Here is a 14,740-nt window from a genome sequence, read left to right as displayed (position 1 = left end):
GATCAGAGAAGTTCGGCGATCTGCACGGCGTTGAGAGCCGCGCCTTTGCGGACCTGGTCTCCGACGACCCAGAGATCGAGGGCGTTGTTGAAGACGAGGTTCTTGCGGATACGCCCGACGAGGCAGTCGTCCTTGCCAGTGGTGTCCAATGGAACCGGATAGAGTCGTTCGGCAGGATTGTCGCGAACCGCGACACCTGGCTTTCCGGCGTAGGCGGCGCGCGCGGCTTCGACGCTTACTTCCTGATCAAATTGGGCGGTGACCGAAATGGAGTGGGAGCGGACGACGGGCACCCGGACGCAGGTGCAGGACACGCGAAGTTCAGGAAGGTTCAGGATTTTCCGGCCTTCATGGAGCATCTTGAGTTCTTCCTTGGTGTAGCCGCTCTCCGTGAAGGCATCGACCTCAGGGATCACGTTGGAGACGATCGGGTGTTGGTAGACCTTGGGGGTGATGGGATCGCCCTTGGCCATGGCCTGAATCTGTTCTTCCAATTCAAGGATGCCCTGAGCGCCGGACCCGGAGACTGCCTGATAGGTGGAGGCGATGATCGACTTGAGTCCGAAGGCCGAGTGGAGGGGCGCCAAGGCCATCAAGGTGATGATGGTCGAGCAATTGGGGTTGGCGATGATGCCACGAGGTGCCTTGAGGGCCTGGTCACCATTGATTTCCGGCACGACAAGGGGCACGTCATCCTCCATCCGGAAGGCGGACGAGTTATCGATGACGATGGCTCCGGCAGCGGCGGCGGAGGGTGCGAATTCTTTGGAGATTCCGCCTCCTGCAGAAAACAGGGCGATGTCGATGCCTTGGAAGGAATCGTGGGTGAGCTCCTGGATTTCGATTTCGGCGCCACGGAAGGTCATGCGTTTGCCAGCGGAACGAGCGGACGCAAGGAGGGTCAGGTTCTTCACGGGGAAGTTCCGTTGTTCAAGGCACTGCAGCATTTCCACGCCAACGGCTCCAGTGGCCCCGACGATGGCGACGTTCTTCGGTTCGTTCATGGCTTTCGCGAAAGGGCGGGCAGCATACGGACGGGAAGCGTTCTGGCAATCGAATCGTGTGTTCGTGGGACTTCCGGGACCCTCTGGCATTCAGGGGAGCGAACTTCGTGAACACAGAAAAATGCGTGGCAATTCCGTGCCTAGCGGTTTCTGATTTCCCCTTGCGCGGTTTGGGGTCCCCGTTAGACTGCGAGGACCCTGAGCTATCGTGCGCAGGTCGCAACCGAACTAACCGAATTCAGAACGAGATCATGAAAATTGCTAAAATCGCCCTTCTTGCCGCTGCCGCCGCTGGAACTTTCCTGGCTGCTTCCTGCTGCTCGAGTTCACCGGCCCCGGCTGCGCCGACCTACGTGGCTCCTGCCAAGTGATTTCATTCGTTTCCCCGGCACCTCGCTGGGGAAATGACCTTGATTCGGGGCGGACTGCTTGACAGTCCGCCCTGATTTTTGGAGAGCAAGGCCAGTCAAACTTCAAAAATCCAATGACGATCCGAATCTTTGCCGCTGTTCTCGCTTCCGTGTTCGCTTTCCTCGGTGCCTCTTGCTGCTGCACCAGCGAGCCGAAGGCTCCTGGTCTTCGCCCGCTTCCGGCCTTTTCGGAGATGCCGGCTGCTGAGGTGGATTACTCGAAGTGATTTCTCCATGCAGGGCCTCTGAAGAGGTCGTGCCATCCGTTTGATGACGCTTCGCATTCGGCTCGCGCCGAGTGCGAAGTTTTTTTTACGGCAGCGACGGCTTGATCTTGGCGTGGTGTCGGGGAGGGTGCGGGCGTGGGTTGGCAAACACTGGGTGATTCCGCATGGCTTTTTCGAACTTCCGGCCGGGAGGTCCGCGCGAATTTGCAGCGGGTGTTGAGGTTGGCGGAACGTCTGCGGGCTGCTGCGATCGATGGCGTCACCGATGTGGTGAACAGTTACGACACGGTGGCGGTGCATACCGATCCCGGCAACCTGACGGAGGTGGGAAGGCGAGTCAGGGAATTGAGCACGGATGATGACGGGGCGGATCGGTTGCAAGGTCGTTTGATCGAGATCCCCGTTCGTTATGGAGGGGAGGACGGACCGGATTTGGAGGAAGTGGCGATCCGGTTGGGACTTTCGGAGTCACAGGTGGTCTCCCTGCACTCAGAGGCGGTCTTTCAAGTGGCGACTCTTGGGTTTGCTCCAGGATTCCCTTATTTGCTTGGATTGCCGGAGGCTTTGCAGCTCGGCCGTAAGGCGACCCCGAGGATGGTTCTGCCGGGTGCGGTGGCCATCGCTGGAGCTCAGGCCGGCATTTATCCCTGCGCATCGCCAGCTGGATGGTGGGTGCTGGGAAGAACCGACTTCGTTTTGTTTGATGGGAGCCGGGATGTCCCCGGTACGCTGAATCCTGGAGACCGCGTGCGTTTTGTTCCGACGAGGGAGGGCCTTCATTTCCCCAAGGACGTAGGAATTCCTGAAAATCATCGGGGTGAAGTGGAGGTGCTGGAGGCCGGGCCGATGACGACGATCCAGAGCAAAGCTCGCGAGGGATTTCGGCGCTGGGGAGTGACTCCCGGAGGGGCGGCGGATCCGGTTTCGATGATTGCGGCGAATGCCATGGTGGGAAATCCGGGCGATGCGGCGGTCCTGGAGGTGACCTTGAGTGGTCCACGGTTGAGGTTCGACCGCGCGGCGCATGTGGCGTGGTTGGGGTGGCGGGGCGGAGGAAAAATGGTGGATGTCTTGGCGGGAGAGGTGCTCGATCTCCGCTCTCCGTTGGGTTCCGTGCGCGGGGTGATCGCCGTTTCTGGGGGGGTACAAGTTCCCGAATTCATGGGAAGTCGAGCCACCGATTGCCGGGCCGGCTTTGGGGGATTCCAGGGGCGGCGATTGATGGCAGGAGATCGCTTGGGGCTGGGGTTGGATGAGGCGAGAGTGCCCAAGCCTGGCGGTTGGAGGGTGGGATGGCCTCCTTTGGAATTGCCCGGCGGAGAGGTCGAAGTGCGCGTGCTGCGCGGGGTTCAAGCCCATGAGTTTGACGACTCGACCCGAAGAACCTTTTTATCGAAGGCATTCCGAGTCAGTGGGCAATCTGATCGGATGGGGATGCGTCTCGAAGGTCCGAGGCTTGAGAGTGCCGGGCGCGAAATGGTGTCACAGCCGGTCGTGGCGGGATCGATCCAAGTTCCTCCGGATGGACATCCGATTGTGCTGATGCCGGAATCCCAGACTCTCGGGGGATACCCTCAGGTGGCTCATGTGATTTCGGCGGATCTACCACGCTTGGCCAGAGTCTGGCCGGGAACTGTGGTCCACTTCCGCGAGGTGGAGCTCGATGAGGCGATCCTCGCTTGGCAGGAATTGACGGGAGACCTCGAGCGGTTGCGTCTCGGGCTGTCGTTTCTTATGCCCTAGCCATGCAGCGGATCGACCTGAATGTGGATCTTGGGGAAGGGGGAAATGCCGACAAAGCCCTGATTGCGTTGGCGACTTCCGTCAACATCTCCTGCGGGGGTCATGCAGGGGATGAAATGACTCTGCGCAGGGCCATGGAGTGGGCGGCAGCTCAAGGGGTGGCGGTGGGGGCCCACCCGGGGCACGAAGATCGGGAGCATTTCGGGCGTCGGCCGATGAAGATGGAGATGGGTGCATTGGAGGAGCTGCTGGTTCGGCAGTTGTCACGATTTCGGAAATTGGCCGAGGAGGTCGGGGTGGAGGTCGCCCACGTGAAAGCTCATGGGGCGCTTTATCACCAGCTGGACGGTGCTGCCGACTGGGCCGATGTTTTTTTGAATCAGGTCGCGCATCATTTTCCTGAGGCGGGAGTCACCGTGCCGCCTGATGGGTGGCTGGAGGATCAAGGAAGGGGGAGGGGACTGCGTGTGATCCGTGAGGGATTTGCCGATCGCCGGTATGGTGGCGATGGGAAACTGGTGCCGCGAGGTCAACCGAACGCGGTGATTCACGACCCGGAGGAAGCGCTCGTTCAGGCGATCGACCTTGCCCAGCGGGTGGAAACCCTTTGCGTTCATGGCGATGGGGTGGCGGCGGTGAAACTGCTGACTTTTCTGCGGCTGAGCTTGGAGGAGGCAGGCTGGACTCTGGTGGCTCCCCATGCCGTGGTTTTTTAAACCAATAAGGCTGGCTGGGCCGGGTGAAATCCCGTGCTTCCTTTGTGAGAAGGAGGTTTGACACGCCCCGGGCGCAAATGCTTGTTGTCTTTCACACAAACTCAAATTCCCAAAAATCCCACTCCATGAGCGATCAAGATCAGCCGTCTAAGCACACTTCGAGCGTCCCGCTCAAAAAGGAAACGGTCCGTGTGACCCTCAAAGCTGCCGATGCCCCTTCGGCACCTGCGGGAGCAGCTCCGGCCCCCTCGGCTCCAAAGCCTTCCGCTCCGATGCCTCCCACGGCCGCTGCTCCTCGCCCGCCGACGGCAGCTCCGGTTCCTTCAGCTCCTAAGCCTCCGACGGCGGCTCCTGTGGCGACCAAGCCGGCGGGTGCTCCTGCCCCAGCCCCGGCTCCGACGATCAAGCTGAATACGGGTGCGGCTCCTTCCGCCCCAGGCGCCGCTCCGGCTCCCGCTCCGACCATCAAACTTGCTACCGCAGGTGCGAGCTCACCGAGCCTCCCGAAAGCCACGGTTCAGCTTCAGCCGCCCACTCAACCGATGGGCGCCTCTGCTCCTGCCGCCTCGCAAATGGCTACCATGGGTGCCTTGGATGACGAGGAGGAGGAAGAAGGCGTGGACAGCCCGGTGGTGGTCGGTCTTTCGATCCTCACCGCCGTTGCCGCTGCAGTGGTCTTGTTCCTGCAGATTTCGACCGCTCAACTGTGGCTCGGCCACGATGAAGATGCCGCTCCGAAGGATGTCGAGTGGTCCCAATTGTTCTAAGCACCAAGCTCTCACAATCCGAATCTCATGGTTCCGCCCATCATCGCACTCGTTCTTGCTCTCGCTGTCGCTGGTTTGACCTTCACCACTTCGTTGGTGGACACCAAGATGGCTGACACCTCCGCTCCAGCGGCTTCGGACTCCTCGGATATGGGGAGCGATGAAGCGATGGATTCTGAAGAGGCCCCGGCGGATGAGCCGGTCGACCTCGGCGAGTGATCTTCGACAATCCGATTCTTGCAAGCCCGGTCATCCCTAGGGAGGCCGGGCTTTTCTTTTGCAAGATGAGGGGAATCCCCGGTAGTTGACATCCGTCATTCGAGCGGCATGGTTCGGCCATGGCGCTTCAACTTAACGACAGCAATTTCCAAAGTGAGGTGATCGATTCCGACGTTCCGGTCCTCGTGGACTTCTGGGCGGAGTGGTGTGGTCCCTGCAAAATGATTGGCCCGGTGATCGAGCAGCTTTCGGGCGAGGTCGAAGGCAAAGCCAAGGTAGGTAAGGTGAATGTGGACGAAGCTCGTGAGCTTTCCGTGAAATATGGAGTCCGCAGCATTCCCCTGCTGCTTTTCTTTAAGGGCGGAGAGGTGAAGGATCAGATCGTGGGTGCCAATGTCACCAAAGACCAGCTGAAGGCTAAGCTGGAGGCTCTTGCCTGATCCTCGATTCCAAACAACGCATTTCCAACCGGCTTTTCCACGGGAAAGCCGGTTTTTTGGTGAGGGGGTTCAACGGATTGCGGAGGAGACCCGCTCGAGGCGTTGGACCGCGTCATCACGCCACTCCAAGGCATTGCGAGCGGAGGCGCGGTTGTATCCTGAGAACCCTTCGGGTTGGAGGTCCTTCCGGTCCTTATTGAGATCCCGAAGTGCTGTGGAGTAGAAGCGCGAGAAGCGCTTTTTAAGATCCGATTCCGAAGTGCGGAGGCTTCGTTCTCCCAAACTGCGATTCATTTCGATGAGTTCGCTGACCACTCGCTTGTCCTCATTTTCGGATAGAATGCTGAGGAGCGTGGGGCCCTCTTCACTCACGCGGGTGTTAAGGCGCAATCCTGCCTGACCGGGATCGAGCGCGCTGAGCGCGAACAACACCTGGGTATTGCGATTGAATTCGTCGAGGCGGGATTTTTCGGAGAGGAAACGGCCGATGGGCATTTCATCCCATTCGATGGCGCGGTCGAGACGAGTGGCAAAACGTCGCACTTCGGAAAAGTCGGTATCCTTGGCCCACAAGTCTTCGCGTGCGGCAACGAGGTGGGTAACCACTCCGATGGCTTCTCCCGATTCGCCCGAAAAAATCGGTCCGCCGCTGTTCCCTTGAATGACGCCTGCAGAAACTTCCATCTGAGCCGGCCCGAGAGACAGAATCTGTCCGCTCAACACGGTCAGAACTCCGGCTCCGCCGCTGTTGCCGACGGCGAGCAGCGGGTCTTGCACCTGCGCCACTCCGGGATCGCCGATCTCAACCTTCGAATCGAATTCATCCAGCAATTCGATTCGAACCAAATCCGCGTCGCGGGAGGCCTGAAAGGAGCCGAATTTTTTGAGTTTGCGGCCATCGGCAGTGGCCAGGCTGAGTTTCTTATTTCCGCAGAAGACATGAGCGGCCGTGTAGACCCAGGTTTTGCCATCGGCGTGGGCGACGAATCCACTCCCAGCCGATTGATCGCCTTCGACCAGCACCACCGAGTTGAAGTGCTCTTGAACGACCTTTTTGATTTTCTCCTGATCCGCTTCAGAGAGTCCACTGGGACTTGTGGGTGGTGGGAGCTCCTCGGACTTCAGGGAAGGGGAAATCAACAAGAGCCACCCGCCGAGCAGCACGGATCGATGCAACATGCCAAGCATCTGAACCAGGATTGCAGGAGAACACAAGGCATCAGTCACCGTCCGGCGGGACTTTGAATCGAAAATGCCCGGTGATGGGGAAATCAAAAAGGCAATCATCTTCGCGAGTCCCGGCACCGATGTTGTGAATGACGAAAGGACATGAATCGGAGGTTTTGCGATCACTCACGATCATGATATGAGGGAGGTGAGGTGGCACCGTGCAGGTGACGATGTCACCCGGTTGATAGTCTTCGGGCCGATCGGTGATCGGGATCGCAAGACCCCGGCGTTTGAAGAAGGTGGCGAGGTTGGGCACGCGGCGGTGGTCGATGTTGCGGTCCGGACGTTTCAGCCCCCACTGAGCGGGATAGGCCGAGAAGTGAGCTTTCATGTCTTGGTGGACCTGCTTCTGGAGGTCGAATTGGAAAGCTTGGCGAAGCGCGCGGACGACGACATCGGTGCAGACGCCGCTATCGAGGGGGATATCGCCCCCCGGGTAGTCGATCACCATATAGTCCGGTGAATACCGAATGGTCTTCCCGATTTGACTGCGCGCTGCCTCAACGATTTCTACCCGCCCCATCACCCTGTCTTGGGCGGAGCCGATGCTGCTGAGTAGCAGGAGAAAAAGCAGGTGGAGCGATCTCATGACAGGAGAATTTGACTCATGGGTTAGACAAGTCTTCAAGGGAGTGCAATGGGTTTCCATCAAGTCATGTCGGTGGAATTCAGAGACTACTACGAGATTCTCGGTGTGCCGAGGGACGCAGATGGGCCCGCGATCAAAAAGGCCTTTCGCAAACGAGCGCGGGAGCATCATCCCGATGTTGCCAAAGACAAGGAGGGCTCGGAAGAGCGTTTCAAGGAGATCAATGAGGCCTATGAAGTGCTGGGGGATCCCGAGAAGCGCAAGCGTTACGATGCCTTGGGAGCGAATTGGGACTCGCCGGGCGGAGCGGCTCCGAGGGAGAGTGCGTGGAGTGGATCCGTTCCCGACGAAACTGCGGACTTTGAATTTGGAGGAACGGGTTTCAGCGACTTCTTTGAGCGGTATTTTTCCGGCCATCGGGGTGGTCATCACCACGGAGCCCGGGCCGAGGGATTCCGACGCAGTGGGGGGCCCGTTCGTGGATCGGATGTGGAAGGGGACTTGATGGTGACCCTGCAGGAAGCGATGACGGGATCGATGCGGCGAATCTCTTTGCGAAGAGTGGATCCGCAGACGGGTCACGTGAGTGTCGAAGAGGTGCAGGTCCGGATTCCTGCGGGCATTCGCGAAGGGCAGCGATTGCGGGTTCCTGGCCATGGTGGGCCGGGTTGGCAGGGTGGCGAGGCAGGGGATCTGTATTTGCGGGTGCGCCTGGCGGCCGATCCCGATTTTCGCACTCACGGCCATGATCTCTATCGGGATCTGGGCGTGGCTCCTTGGGATGCAGTGTTGGGGGCGATGGTGCCTGTGACCTTGCCTGGGGGCAGGAGGATTCAGGTCAAAATCCCTGAAGGGAGCCAAGCGGGGGATCAACTTCGGCTCAAGGGATACGGGCTTCCAAAGAAGGACGCCCCCGGGGACTTGTATGTGGTGCTGGCGATCGAAGTTCCCGACTCCATTCAAGCTCAAGAGCGCAAGCTGTGGGAACAGTTGCGTGATCTTTCTTCGTTCCAACCCGAGGCAGGCTGAAATGAAATCCTACGAACCAGATCCCCATATTCTTCATTCGCTGGAAACGGTCGTCCGCATGACTGGGAGTTCGCGGCGAAAAATCGTGTTCTATTGCCGGAGTGGCTTGGTCGAGTCGGCTCCCGACATGCAGTTTGACGATGATTCGGTGCGCCTTCTCCAACAGATTGAGCGGCTGCGAAGGGATCACCGGATGAATTGGGCGGCGATCCGGATGATTGCCGAGCTCTTGCGAGAGGTGGAGGCCTTGAGGGACGAACTCCGGTTTCGGCGTTAAGCCGCGATGCGGGTTTTTCGTGTCATTTTTGGGAAATTCCGACCGATTTCGTCGGGAAACGCATAGAATTCGCCAAGGAAACGTTTCATGGTGGCCTCCACAACGACTGACGCATCGATTTCATGAAAAACCTCGCACGGATCACTGTTCCTTTGCTGTTTTGCTTGTTTCCGGCGGCCGCCCAAGAGGCCCCCGCTGGTTATCTTTTCACTTCCTTTCGGGACAACGGTGACGGTTTGCATCTGGCATACAGCAAGGACGCCCATGATTGGACGGACCTTGATCGCGTTTTCCTGAAGCCGGAGGTGGGTTCCAAATTGTTGCGAGACCCCCACATTCTCAAAGGGCCCGATGGATGGTTTCATATGGTGTGGACGAGCGGATGGCATGACAAGGGCATCGGCTACGCGAAGTCGAAGGACTTGATGGAATGGTCAGAGCAGAAGTTCCTTCCTCTGACGGAGAAGCTCAAGGGGGTGGAGACCACGTGGGCGCCAGAGATCTACTGGCTGGAGAAGGAGAAGAACTACCTTATCGTTTGGTCTTCCGCTGTCCCGATGGTGGGCAAGCAGGGAGCTCAGCACCGAGCTTGGTATGTGCTCACCCCCGATTTTGAGACATTCACCGAACCAAAGATCTTTTTTGACCCGGGCTTCAACAACATCGACACGACGATGGTGACGATGAACGGGAAGTCGGTGATCTTCCTGAAACAGACGGATGATCAGGAAAAAGGCATTTGGGGGCCGATCCGAGCCGCAGTGGCGAACCAACCCCTTGGCCCTTACCGATTGGTCGACCAGCCGGTGGTGGAGAAGGAACGCGCTGAAGGCCCTGCTCCGGTGGTGATCGACGATGAAGTGACAGTCTATTTCGATTATTACGTCGAACATCGTTACGGCGCACGCGCTTCGAAAGATCTGAAGTCATGGCAGGATGTCAGTGGTTCCACCAATGTGATTTCCGGTCAGCGCCACGGATCGATCCTCCCGGTTTCGGCTGAGGTTTTGGAAGGTGTGCGTTCGGTGGAGAAAGAGAGAATCGCGTCGGTGCCGGCTCCTGCGATTGATGAATTTGTTGCCGATCCTTCGATTCGTGCATTTGGGGACACCTACTACATTTATCCGACTTCGGATCGGCCGAATTGGAACACCTATGAGTTTGCCGTTTGGTCATCCAAGAACCTGGTTGACTGGAAAAAGGAAGGCGTCTTCTTGGACCTGAGGAAGGATGTTTCGTGGGCAAATGTGAAAGCGTGGGCTCCGGACTGCATTGAGCGCGATGGGAAGTATTACTTCTACTTCTGTGGGGAGCATAACATCGGCGTGGCCGTAGGAGATTCGCCGACGGGTCCGTTCAAGGATGCTTTGGGCAAGCCCTTGGTGAAGGATTCGGAAATCAAGACATTCAGCATCGATCCTCACGCGTTCATCGACGATGATGGGAAGGCCTACCTCTATTTTGGCAATGGCACGCCGACGGTTTGGGAGCTCAACGACGACATGATCTCGTTCAAGGGCGAACCGAAGGAAATGCACCTCCGTGAGTTTCGTGAGGGCATTGTGGTCTTCAAGCGCAAGGGGAAGTACTACTTCATGTGGTCCATCGACGATGCGCGTTCGCCGGATTACCGGGTAGGGTGGGGGTGGTCGGATTCTCCGACCGGGCCCGTGGAGTCCCCGCAGGAGAATTTCATTGTCCTTCGCCAGCACGGCAATGCGGTGGCGACGGCTCACCACGGAGTGGTGAATGTGCCAGGGACCGATCGGTGGATCGTCGCGTATCACCGTCATGCCGTTCCCGGCGGCAGTGGATACCGGCGGCAGGTGTGCTTGGTGGAGATGAAGTTTGATGAGGAGGGTCACATCCTGCCGATGGATCCCCTCGACGAACCTTTTCCCAAGGGGAGCGAAGGCATCCCGATTGGGAAGTGAACCCAAGCAAATCCATGAAAACCCAGTCCCTGTTGTTGTTCTTGGCGAGCGCCGCGATGGCCGGTGCCGCCACGTTACTCACCATCGATGGCTCTAAGGCCGTGGCCATGGCCAGCCCGATTCACTACGGTCTGATGACCGAAGAAATCAACTTTTGCTATGATGGTGGCCTTTATGCCGAGTTGGTGCGCAATCGATCGTTTCGGGATGATCCGGAAGCGGCAGTGCACTGGAGCGAGTGGGGGAGCGCCGTGATCTCGCTGGATGCCGCGCAACCTTTCAATGAGGCGATCCCGGCCAGCTTGCGCGTGGAAGCGAAGGCAGCAGGGGAAGGGGTGACGAATGAGGGCTATTGGGGAATTCCCATTCATCCGGCGACTCAATATCGCGCGAGTTTGCGGGTGAAGGGAGGGAAGGATTTTCACGACACACTGAAGGTTTCACTCGTTTCCAACGACGGCGCGACCGTGTATGCCTCGGCGACGACTCCGGCGCTCGGAGAGGAGTGGCTGGCCATCGACTTGGTTTTGGAGACTGCGGCGGATGCTCCGACGACGGCGGATGCCCGGCTGCAGATCGAGTTGGCGAAACCTGGAACCTGTTGGCTGGGCTTCGCATCGCTTTTTCCTCCGACCTGGAACGATCGTCCGAATGGATTGCGCAAGGATCTGATGCAGATGCTGGTGGACATGAAGCCGAAGTTCCTGCGTTTTCCCGGCGGGAACTATTTGGAGGGCGACACGATTGAGACGCGGTTCAAATGGTGGGAAACCCTTGGTCCTGTGACGGAGCGTCCGGGCCATCCCTGTCCCTGGGGATACCGGTCCTCGGATGGAATGGGCCTGATGGAATTTCTGCTTTGGTGTGAAGACATGGGTGCGGAGCCGGTTCTCGGGCTCTATGCCGGATATTCCCTCAAGGGAGATTTCGTGGCGCCGGGCAAGGATTTGGAACCCTTTGTCCAAGAGGCACTCGACGAGATCGAGTATGTGATGGGCCCGCCCACCAGCAAATGGGGGGCGCGGAGGGCAAAGGATGGGCATCCCGCGCCGTTCAAGATGCGTTACGTGGAGATTGGGAACGAGGATTGGTTCGACAAATCCGGATCGTATGACGGGCGGTTTGCTCAGTTCTACGATGCGATCAAAAAGAAGTATCCGAAGTTGAAATGCATCTCCTCGGTGGGATCGGAGCAGCCCAAGGAGAAATGGGTGAAAAGTCGCAAGCCGGACGTGCTGGATGAGCACTTCTACCGGCGGGCGGAGGTTTTCCGGGAGATGGCCAAGGACTACTACGACGGCTTTGATCGCAAAGGACCGGAGATTTTTGTGGGCGAATGGGCGGCCCATGAAACCCCCTTCGCTCCCTGGGAGCCTGCCTCGGCGAAGGAGCCCGCCACTCCCAACATGACGGCGGCGATCGGTGATGCTGCATTCATGACCAACATGGAAAGGAACTCCGACATCGTGACGATGCAGGCGTATGCGCCGTTGTTCGTCAATTTGAACGGGCGACAATGGCGCCCGGACTTGATTGGTTATGATGCGGTGACGGCCTATGGTTCACCGAGCTACTATGCCTTGCGCATGTTCAGCACGAATTTTGGTGACGAGATCCTCAAGGCCGAGTTGCCGGCGGATGCGAAGGTATTCACCTCGGTGACTCGTCGCAAGGAGGATGGAAAGGTGTTCGTGAAGCTGGTGAATCCCGAGTTGGAGCCGCAGACGGTGACGCTGGTGATGAAGGGATTCCGTAGCCTTGATAGTACGGTGGAGACTGAGGTGATGGCGGCGGGAATGGATGCGACGAATCGCCTCGATCAGCCGGTGGCGGTGATCCCTGAAGTGGGCAAATGGGAGGGGGTGAAGAGGAAGTCCGATTATGAGATGCCGGCTCATTCGATCGTGGTGCTGACGTTTCAGACCCGCTGAGGGTGTGGGCGGGCGATCTTCGGACCATCCTCGTGGAGAGATTTGTTGGCGACTAGGCAACCGATTCGGGGGGTATGGGGAAGCGATCCCATGGCCCCCTGCGATGGGGGTAGGGGTGAAGGGGGGCGAAGTGAGCTAGAAACCGACCGAAACTGAGGCGAAAACTTGGCTAGGAGACAAGACATCGGGAGCTAGAATGCCTGATATGGATTCGAAGCGGGTATGCATCGTTGGCGGCGGAGTGGTGGGCTTGTGCTCAGCGTATTACGCGCTCAAGCGAGGTTACTCCGTGACGATGGTGCAGCGTGAGCCTGAGGGCGGGGACAATTGCTCGATGGGCAACGCAGGCATGATTGTCCCAAGTCACTTCGTGCCTTTGGCCGCGCCGGGAATGATTTCCAAGGGGTTGCGGTGGATGATGAATCCAGAGAGTCCGTTTTTTGTGCGGCCTAGTTTGGACCCGTCATTGGTGCGCTGGGGATGGCTCTTTTATCGACACGCCACAGAACGCCATGTGGCGGCCAGCCGTGAATTGCTTCGGGACCTGAATTTGGAAAGCCGCCGACTGTTTTTGGAGCTCGAATCGGAAGAATCCTTTGGCTTGGTGGATCGTGGTTTGCTGATGCTTTGCAAAACGGAGAAGGGCCTCGAGGAAGAGGCAGAGATGGCCCACGCGGCGCACGAAATCGGAGTGGAAGCAGAGGTTTTGGACGCCAAGGCCACCGCAGAGCTGGATCCGGGAGTGACCATGGATGTCGTGGGTTCGGTCCATTTTCCGAAAGACTGTCATCTCGATCCATCGCGCTTCATGGCGACGATGTTGAAGAGGGTTCTGGCGCTAGGAGCAGAGATTCACAGCGGCGTGACCATCGACCGCGTTGCGACTCGCGGTGGAAGGGTCGTCTCGGTGAGTGGTGGGAGTGAAACTTTTGAGGCGGATGAATTCGTGATTGCTGGGGGCTCGTGGACGGCTCCGCTGTTGCGATTGGTGGGCATCAAGCTCCCCCTCCAAGCGGGCAAGGGGTACTCCTTGACGTTGCCCTCTCCACCGGAGCTGCCCCGACTGTGCTCGATCTTCACGGAGGCCAAGGTGGCGATCACTCCGATGGGCAATAAGCTCCGCTTTGGAGGCACCATGGAAGTGGGGGGGCTTGATCTATCGGTCAATCCCTCGCGGGTTCATGGCATCGTGAAGTCGGTCGCCTCGTATTTCCCCAAATTCTCTGAAGATGATTTCCGCAGTGTGGAACCCTGGGCTGGGCTGAGGCCGGTTTCTCCTGATGGAGTTCCCTACCTTGGACGGTTGAAACAGCTGCCGAACCTCACCGTTGCCTCTGGGCATGCGATGATGGGGCTCAGTCTCGGGCCTGTCACGGGTCGGGTGGTGGCGGACCTCTTGGCGGGAGACGCCCCGTTCCGACCCATCGAGGCGATGGCTCCGGGGCGTTTCTGAAGCCTCCAGGGGATCATTCAGCGGCAGCAAACCTCTTGCGATATTCGAGAGGGCTGATGCCGACGGCCTGCTTGAATTGGCGGGAGAACGCCGACTGATCGGAGTAGCCACAGGACAGCGCTACTTGAGCGATGGGCTCTTTGGTGGTGGAGAGGCGCTCGCAGGCTGCGTCGAGGCGGACTTTCACCAGGTATTGGCCGGCGGTGACGTGGAACAACGAGCGAATGCGTTGGTCGAATTGGTAGACCGAAAGTCCTGCCATTTCGGCGAGCATGGGCAATCGGAGGGGTTCGTCGAAATGCCGGTGGATGTGATCGACGGCGGTCGACAATGCCCCGAATTCGTCGTCTTGCCGATAGGGGGCATGAAGGTCCCGGGAGATGCCGCAAAGTCCGACGATGCGTCCGTCGCGTCCGCGGACCGGTTCTTTGTAGGTGAGGCACCATCCTGACGAGCCGCCGGGATAGAGGTGGAGTTCAAGCCGGTCGCGGATGGGGGTGCCGGTTTTCAGGACTTCGACATCCTGGCCGGCGAATTCACCCGCCAAGGGTGGTGGGAAAACATGTTCGACGGTGCGGCCGATGAGGTCGTGCCGGCTTTTGAGCCCGCATCTTTCGACCAAGGTATCGTTGACCGACACGTACCGCCCGCGGGCGTCTTTGACGAAAAAGACGATGTCGGGGACGCCGTCGAAGAGCCGGTCCACGGGGATCAATCCACCGGCAACTTCTTGGAATTCTTGGGGAATGGAGGATTCTGGCTTCATGATGG

The 14,740-nt window shown here is 58.7% G+C and carries 14 protein-coding genes; 10 read left to right on the top strand and 4 right to left on the bottom strand.

The annotated features are described in order from the left end of the window. Positions 1 to 2: 2 nt before the first annotated feature. Entirely contained in the window at positions 3 to 1,004 is a 1,002-nt protein-coding gene (locus tag HNR46_RS02710) for an aspartate-semialdehyde dehydrogenase (RefSeq protein ID WP_184015561.1), read from the bottom strand. A 772-nt stretch (positions 1,005 to 1,776) separates the two neighbouring features. Here HNR46_RS02710 and pxpB point away from each other — a divergent pair. The 5 genes from pxpB (at position 1,777) to trxA (ending at position 5,526) form a co-directional block, all read left to right on the top strand. After that, complete coding sequence (pxpB, locus tag HNR46_RS02705; RefSeq protein ID WP_184015560.1) at positions 1,777 to 3,384, top strand: 5-oxoprolinase subunit PxpB; 1,608 nt, start codon at positions 1,777 to 1,779, stop codon at positions 3,382 to 3,384. Positions 3,385 to 3,386: 2 nt separating this feature from the next. Further along, a complete protein-coding gene (locus HNR46_RS02700; RefSeq protein ID WP_184015558.1) occupies positions 3,387 to 4,100 on the top strand; it encodes a LamB/YcsF family protein in 714 nt (237 codons plus the stop codon). A 125-nt stretch (positions 4,101 to 4,225) separates the two neighbouring features. After that, entirely contained in the window at positions 4,226 to 4,867 is a 642-nt protein-coding gene (locus HNR46_RS02695; RefSeq protein ID WP_184015556.1) for a hypothetical protein, read from the top strand. A 27-nt stretch (positions 4,868 to 4,894) separates the two neighbouring features. Then, positions 4,895 to 5,086, top strand: a complete 192-nt coding sequence (locus tag HNR46_RS02690) for a hypothetical protein (protein WP_184015555.1) — start codon at positions 4,895 to 4,897, stop codon at positions 5,084 to 5,086. Between the two features lie 119 nt (positions 5,087 to 5,205). After that, the gene (gene trxA, locus HNR46_RS02685) at positions 5,206 to 5,526 is read left to right on the top strand and encodes a thioredoxin (protein ID WP_184015553.1); all 321 of its coding nucleotides are present in this window, start codon (positions 5,206 to 5,208) and stop codon (positions 5,524 to 5,526) included. A 69-nt stretch (positions 5,527 to 5,595) separates the two neighbouring features. Here trxA and HNR46_RS02680 read toward each other — a convergent pair whose 3' ends face one another. Together HNR46_RS02680 and HNR46_RS02675 are read right to left on the bottom strand one after the other, a co-directional pair. Further along, on the bottom strand, positions 5,596 to 6,705 hold the full coding sequence (locus tag HNR46_RS02680; RefSeq protein ID WP_184015551.1) for a S1 family peptidase: 1,110 nt from the start codon (positions 6,703 to 6,705) through the stop codon (positions 5,596 to 5,598). A 40-nt stretch (positions 6,706 to 6,745) separates the two neighbouring features. Next, positions 6,746 to 7,345 carry a DUF1287 domain-containing protein gene (locus tag HNR46_RS02675; RefSeq protein WP_184015549.1) on the bottom strand — a complete coding sequence of 200 codons (600 nt, stop codon included), beginning with the start codon at positions 7,343 to 7,345 and terminating at the stop codon, positions 6,746 to 6,748. A gap of 66 nt (positions 7,346 to 7,411) precedes the next feature. Between HNR46_RS02675 and HNR46_RS02670 the strand changes: the two genes are divergently transcribed. The 5 genes from HNR46_RS02670 to HNR46_RS02650 all read left to right on the top strand — a co-directional run bounded on the left by HNR46_RS02670 (position 7,412) and on the right by HNR46_RS02650 (position 13,969). Next, positions 7,412 to 8,374 carry a DnaJ C-terminal domain-containing protein gene (locus tag HNR46_RS02670; RefSeq protein ID WP_184015547.1) on the top strand — a complete coding sequence of 321 codons (963 nt, stop codon included), beginning with the start codon at positions 7,412 to 7,414 and terminating at the stop codon, positions 8,372 to 8,374. Between the two features lies 1 nt (position 8,375). Beyond that, entirely contained in the window at positions 8,376 to 8,651 is a 276-nt protein-coding gene (locus HNR46_RS02665; protein ID WP_184015545.1) for a chaperone modulator CbpM, read from the top strand. Between the two features lie 122 nt (positions 8,652 to 8,773). Further along, positions 8,774 to 10,585 (top strand): glycoside hydrolase family 43 protein, encoded by a 1,812-nt coding sequence (locus HNR46_RS02660; RefSeq protein ID WP_184015543.1) that lies wholly within the window; start codon positions 8,774 to 8,776, stop codon positions 10,583 to 10,585. A gap of 14 nt (positions 10,586 to 10,599) precedes the next feature. Then, positions 10,600 to 12,516: an alpha-L-arabinofuranosidase C-terminal domain-containing protein gene (locus HNR46_RS02655; RefSeq protein WP_184015541.1), complete on the top strand. Its 1,917-nt coding sequence runs from the start codon at positions 10,600 to 10,602 to the stop codon at positions 12,514 to 12,516. Positions 12,517 to 12,721: 205 nt separating this feature from the next. Next, positions 12,722 to 13,969 (top strand): NAD(P)/FAD-dependent oxidoreductase, encoded by a 1,248-nt coding sequence (locus HNR46_RS02650; RefSeq protein ID WP_184015539.1) that lies wholly within the window; start codon positions 12,722 to 12,724, stop codon positions 13,967 to 13,969. Positions 13,970 to 13,982: 13 nt separating this feature from the next. Here HNR46_RS02650 and HNR46_RS02645 read toward each other — a convergent pair whose 3' ends face one another. Further along, the gene (locus HNR46_RS02645) at positions 13,983 to 14,735 is read right to left on the bottom strand and encodes an AraC family transcriptional regulator (RefSeq protein ID WP_184015537.1); all 753 of its coding nucleotides are present in this window, start codon (positions 14,733 to 14,735) and stop codon (positions 13,983 to 13,985) included. Positions 14,736 to 14,740 lie beyond the last annotated feature (5 nt).

It is taken from the genome of Haloferula luteola (assembly GCF_014201715.1).
GTDB lineage: Bacteria > Verrucomicrobiota > Verrucomicrobiia > Verrucomicrobiales > Akkermansiaceae > Haloferula > Haloferula luteola.
This window is presented reverse-complemented; position numbering and strand designations above follow the sequence as displayed.

What these genes read in the sequence shown, in the direction of transcription:
- HNR46_RS02710 (WP_184015561.1), bottom strand. Translation starts at nt 1,004, where the DNA reads ATGAACGAACCGAAGAACGTCGCCATCGTCGGGGCCACTGGAGCCGTT.
- HNR46_RS02700 (WP_184015558.1), top strand. Translation starts at nt 3,387, where the DNA reads ATGCAGCGGATCGACCTGAATGTGGATCTTGGGGAAGGGGGAAATGCC.
- HNR46_RS02695 (WP_184015556.1), top strand. Translation starts at nt 4,226, where the DNA reads ATGAGCGATCAAGATCAGCCGTCTAAGCACACTTCGAGCGTCCCGCTC.
- HNR46_RS02690 (WP_184015555.1), top strand. Translation starts at nt 4,895, where the DNA reads ATGGTTCCGCCCATCATCGCACTCGTTCTTGCTCTCGCTGTCGCTGGT.
- trxA (WP_184015553.1), top strand. Translation starts at nt 5,206, where the DNA reads ATGGCGCTTCAACTTAACGACAGCAATTTCCAAAGTGAGGTGATCGAT.
- HNR46_RS02680 (WP_184015551.1), bottom strand. Translation starts at nt 6,705, where the DNA reads ATGTTGCATCGATCCGTGCTGCTCGGCGGGTGGCTCTTGTTGATTTCC.
- HNR46_RS02675 (WP_184015549.1), bottom strand. Translation starts at nt 7,345, where the DNA reads ATGAGATCGCTCCACCTGCTTTTTCTCCTGCTACTCAGCAGCATCGGC.
- HNR46_RS02670 (WP_184015547.1), top strand. Translation starts at nt 7,412, where the DNA reads ATGTCGGTGGAATTCAGAGACTACTACGAGATTCTCGGTGTGCCGAGG.
- HNR46_RS02665 (WP_184015545.1), top strand. Translation starts at nt 8,376, where the DNA reads ATGAAATCCTACGAACCAGATCCCCATATTCTTCATTCGCTGGAAACG.
- HNR46_RS02660 (WP_184015543.1), top strand. Translation starts at nt 8,774, where the DNA reads ATGAAAAACCTCGCACGGATCACTGTTCCTTTGCTGTTTTGCTTGTTT.
- HNR46_RS02655 (WP_184015541.1), top strand. Translation starts at nt 10,600, where the DNA reads ATGAAAACCCAGTCCCTGTTGTTGTTCTTGGCGAGCGCCGCGATGGCC.
- HNR46_RS02650 (WP_184015539.1), top strand. Translation starts at nt 12,722, where the DNA reads ATGGATTCGAAGCGGGTATGCATCGTTGGCGGCGGAGTGGTGGGCTTG.
- HNR46_RS02645 (WP_184015537.1), bottom strand. Translation starts at nt 14,735, where the DNA reads ATGAAGCCAGAATCCTCCATTCCCCAAGAATTCCAAGAAGTTGCCGGT.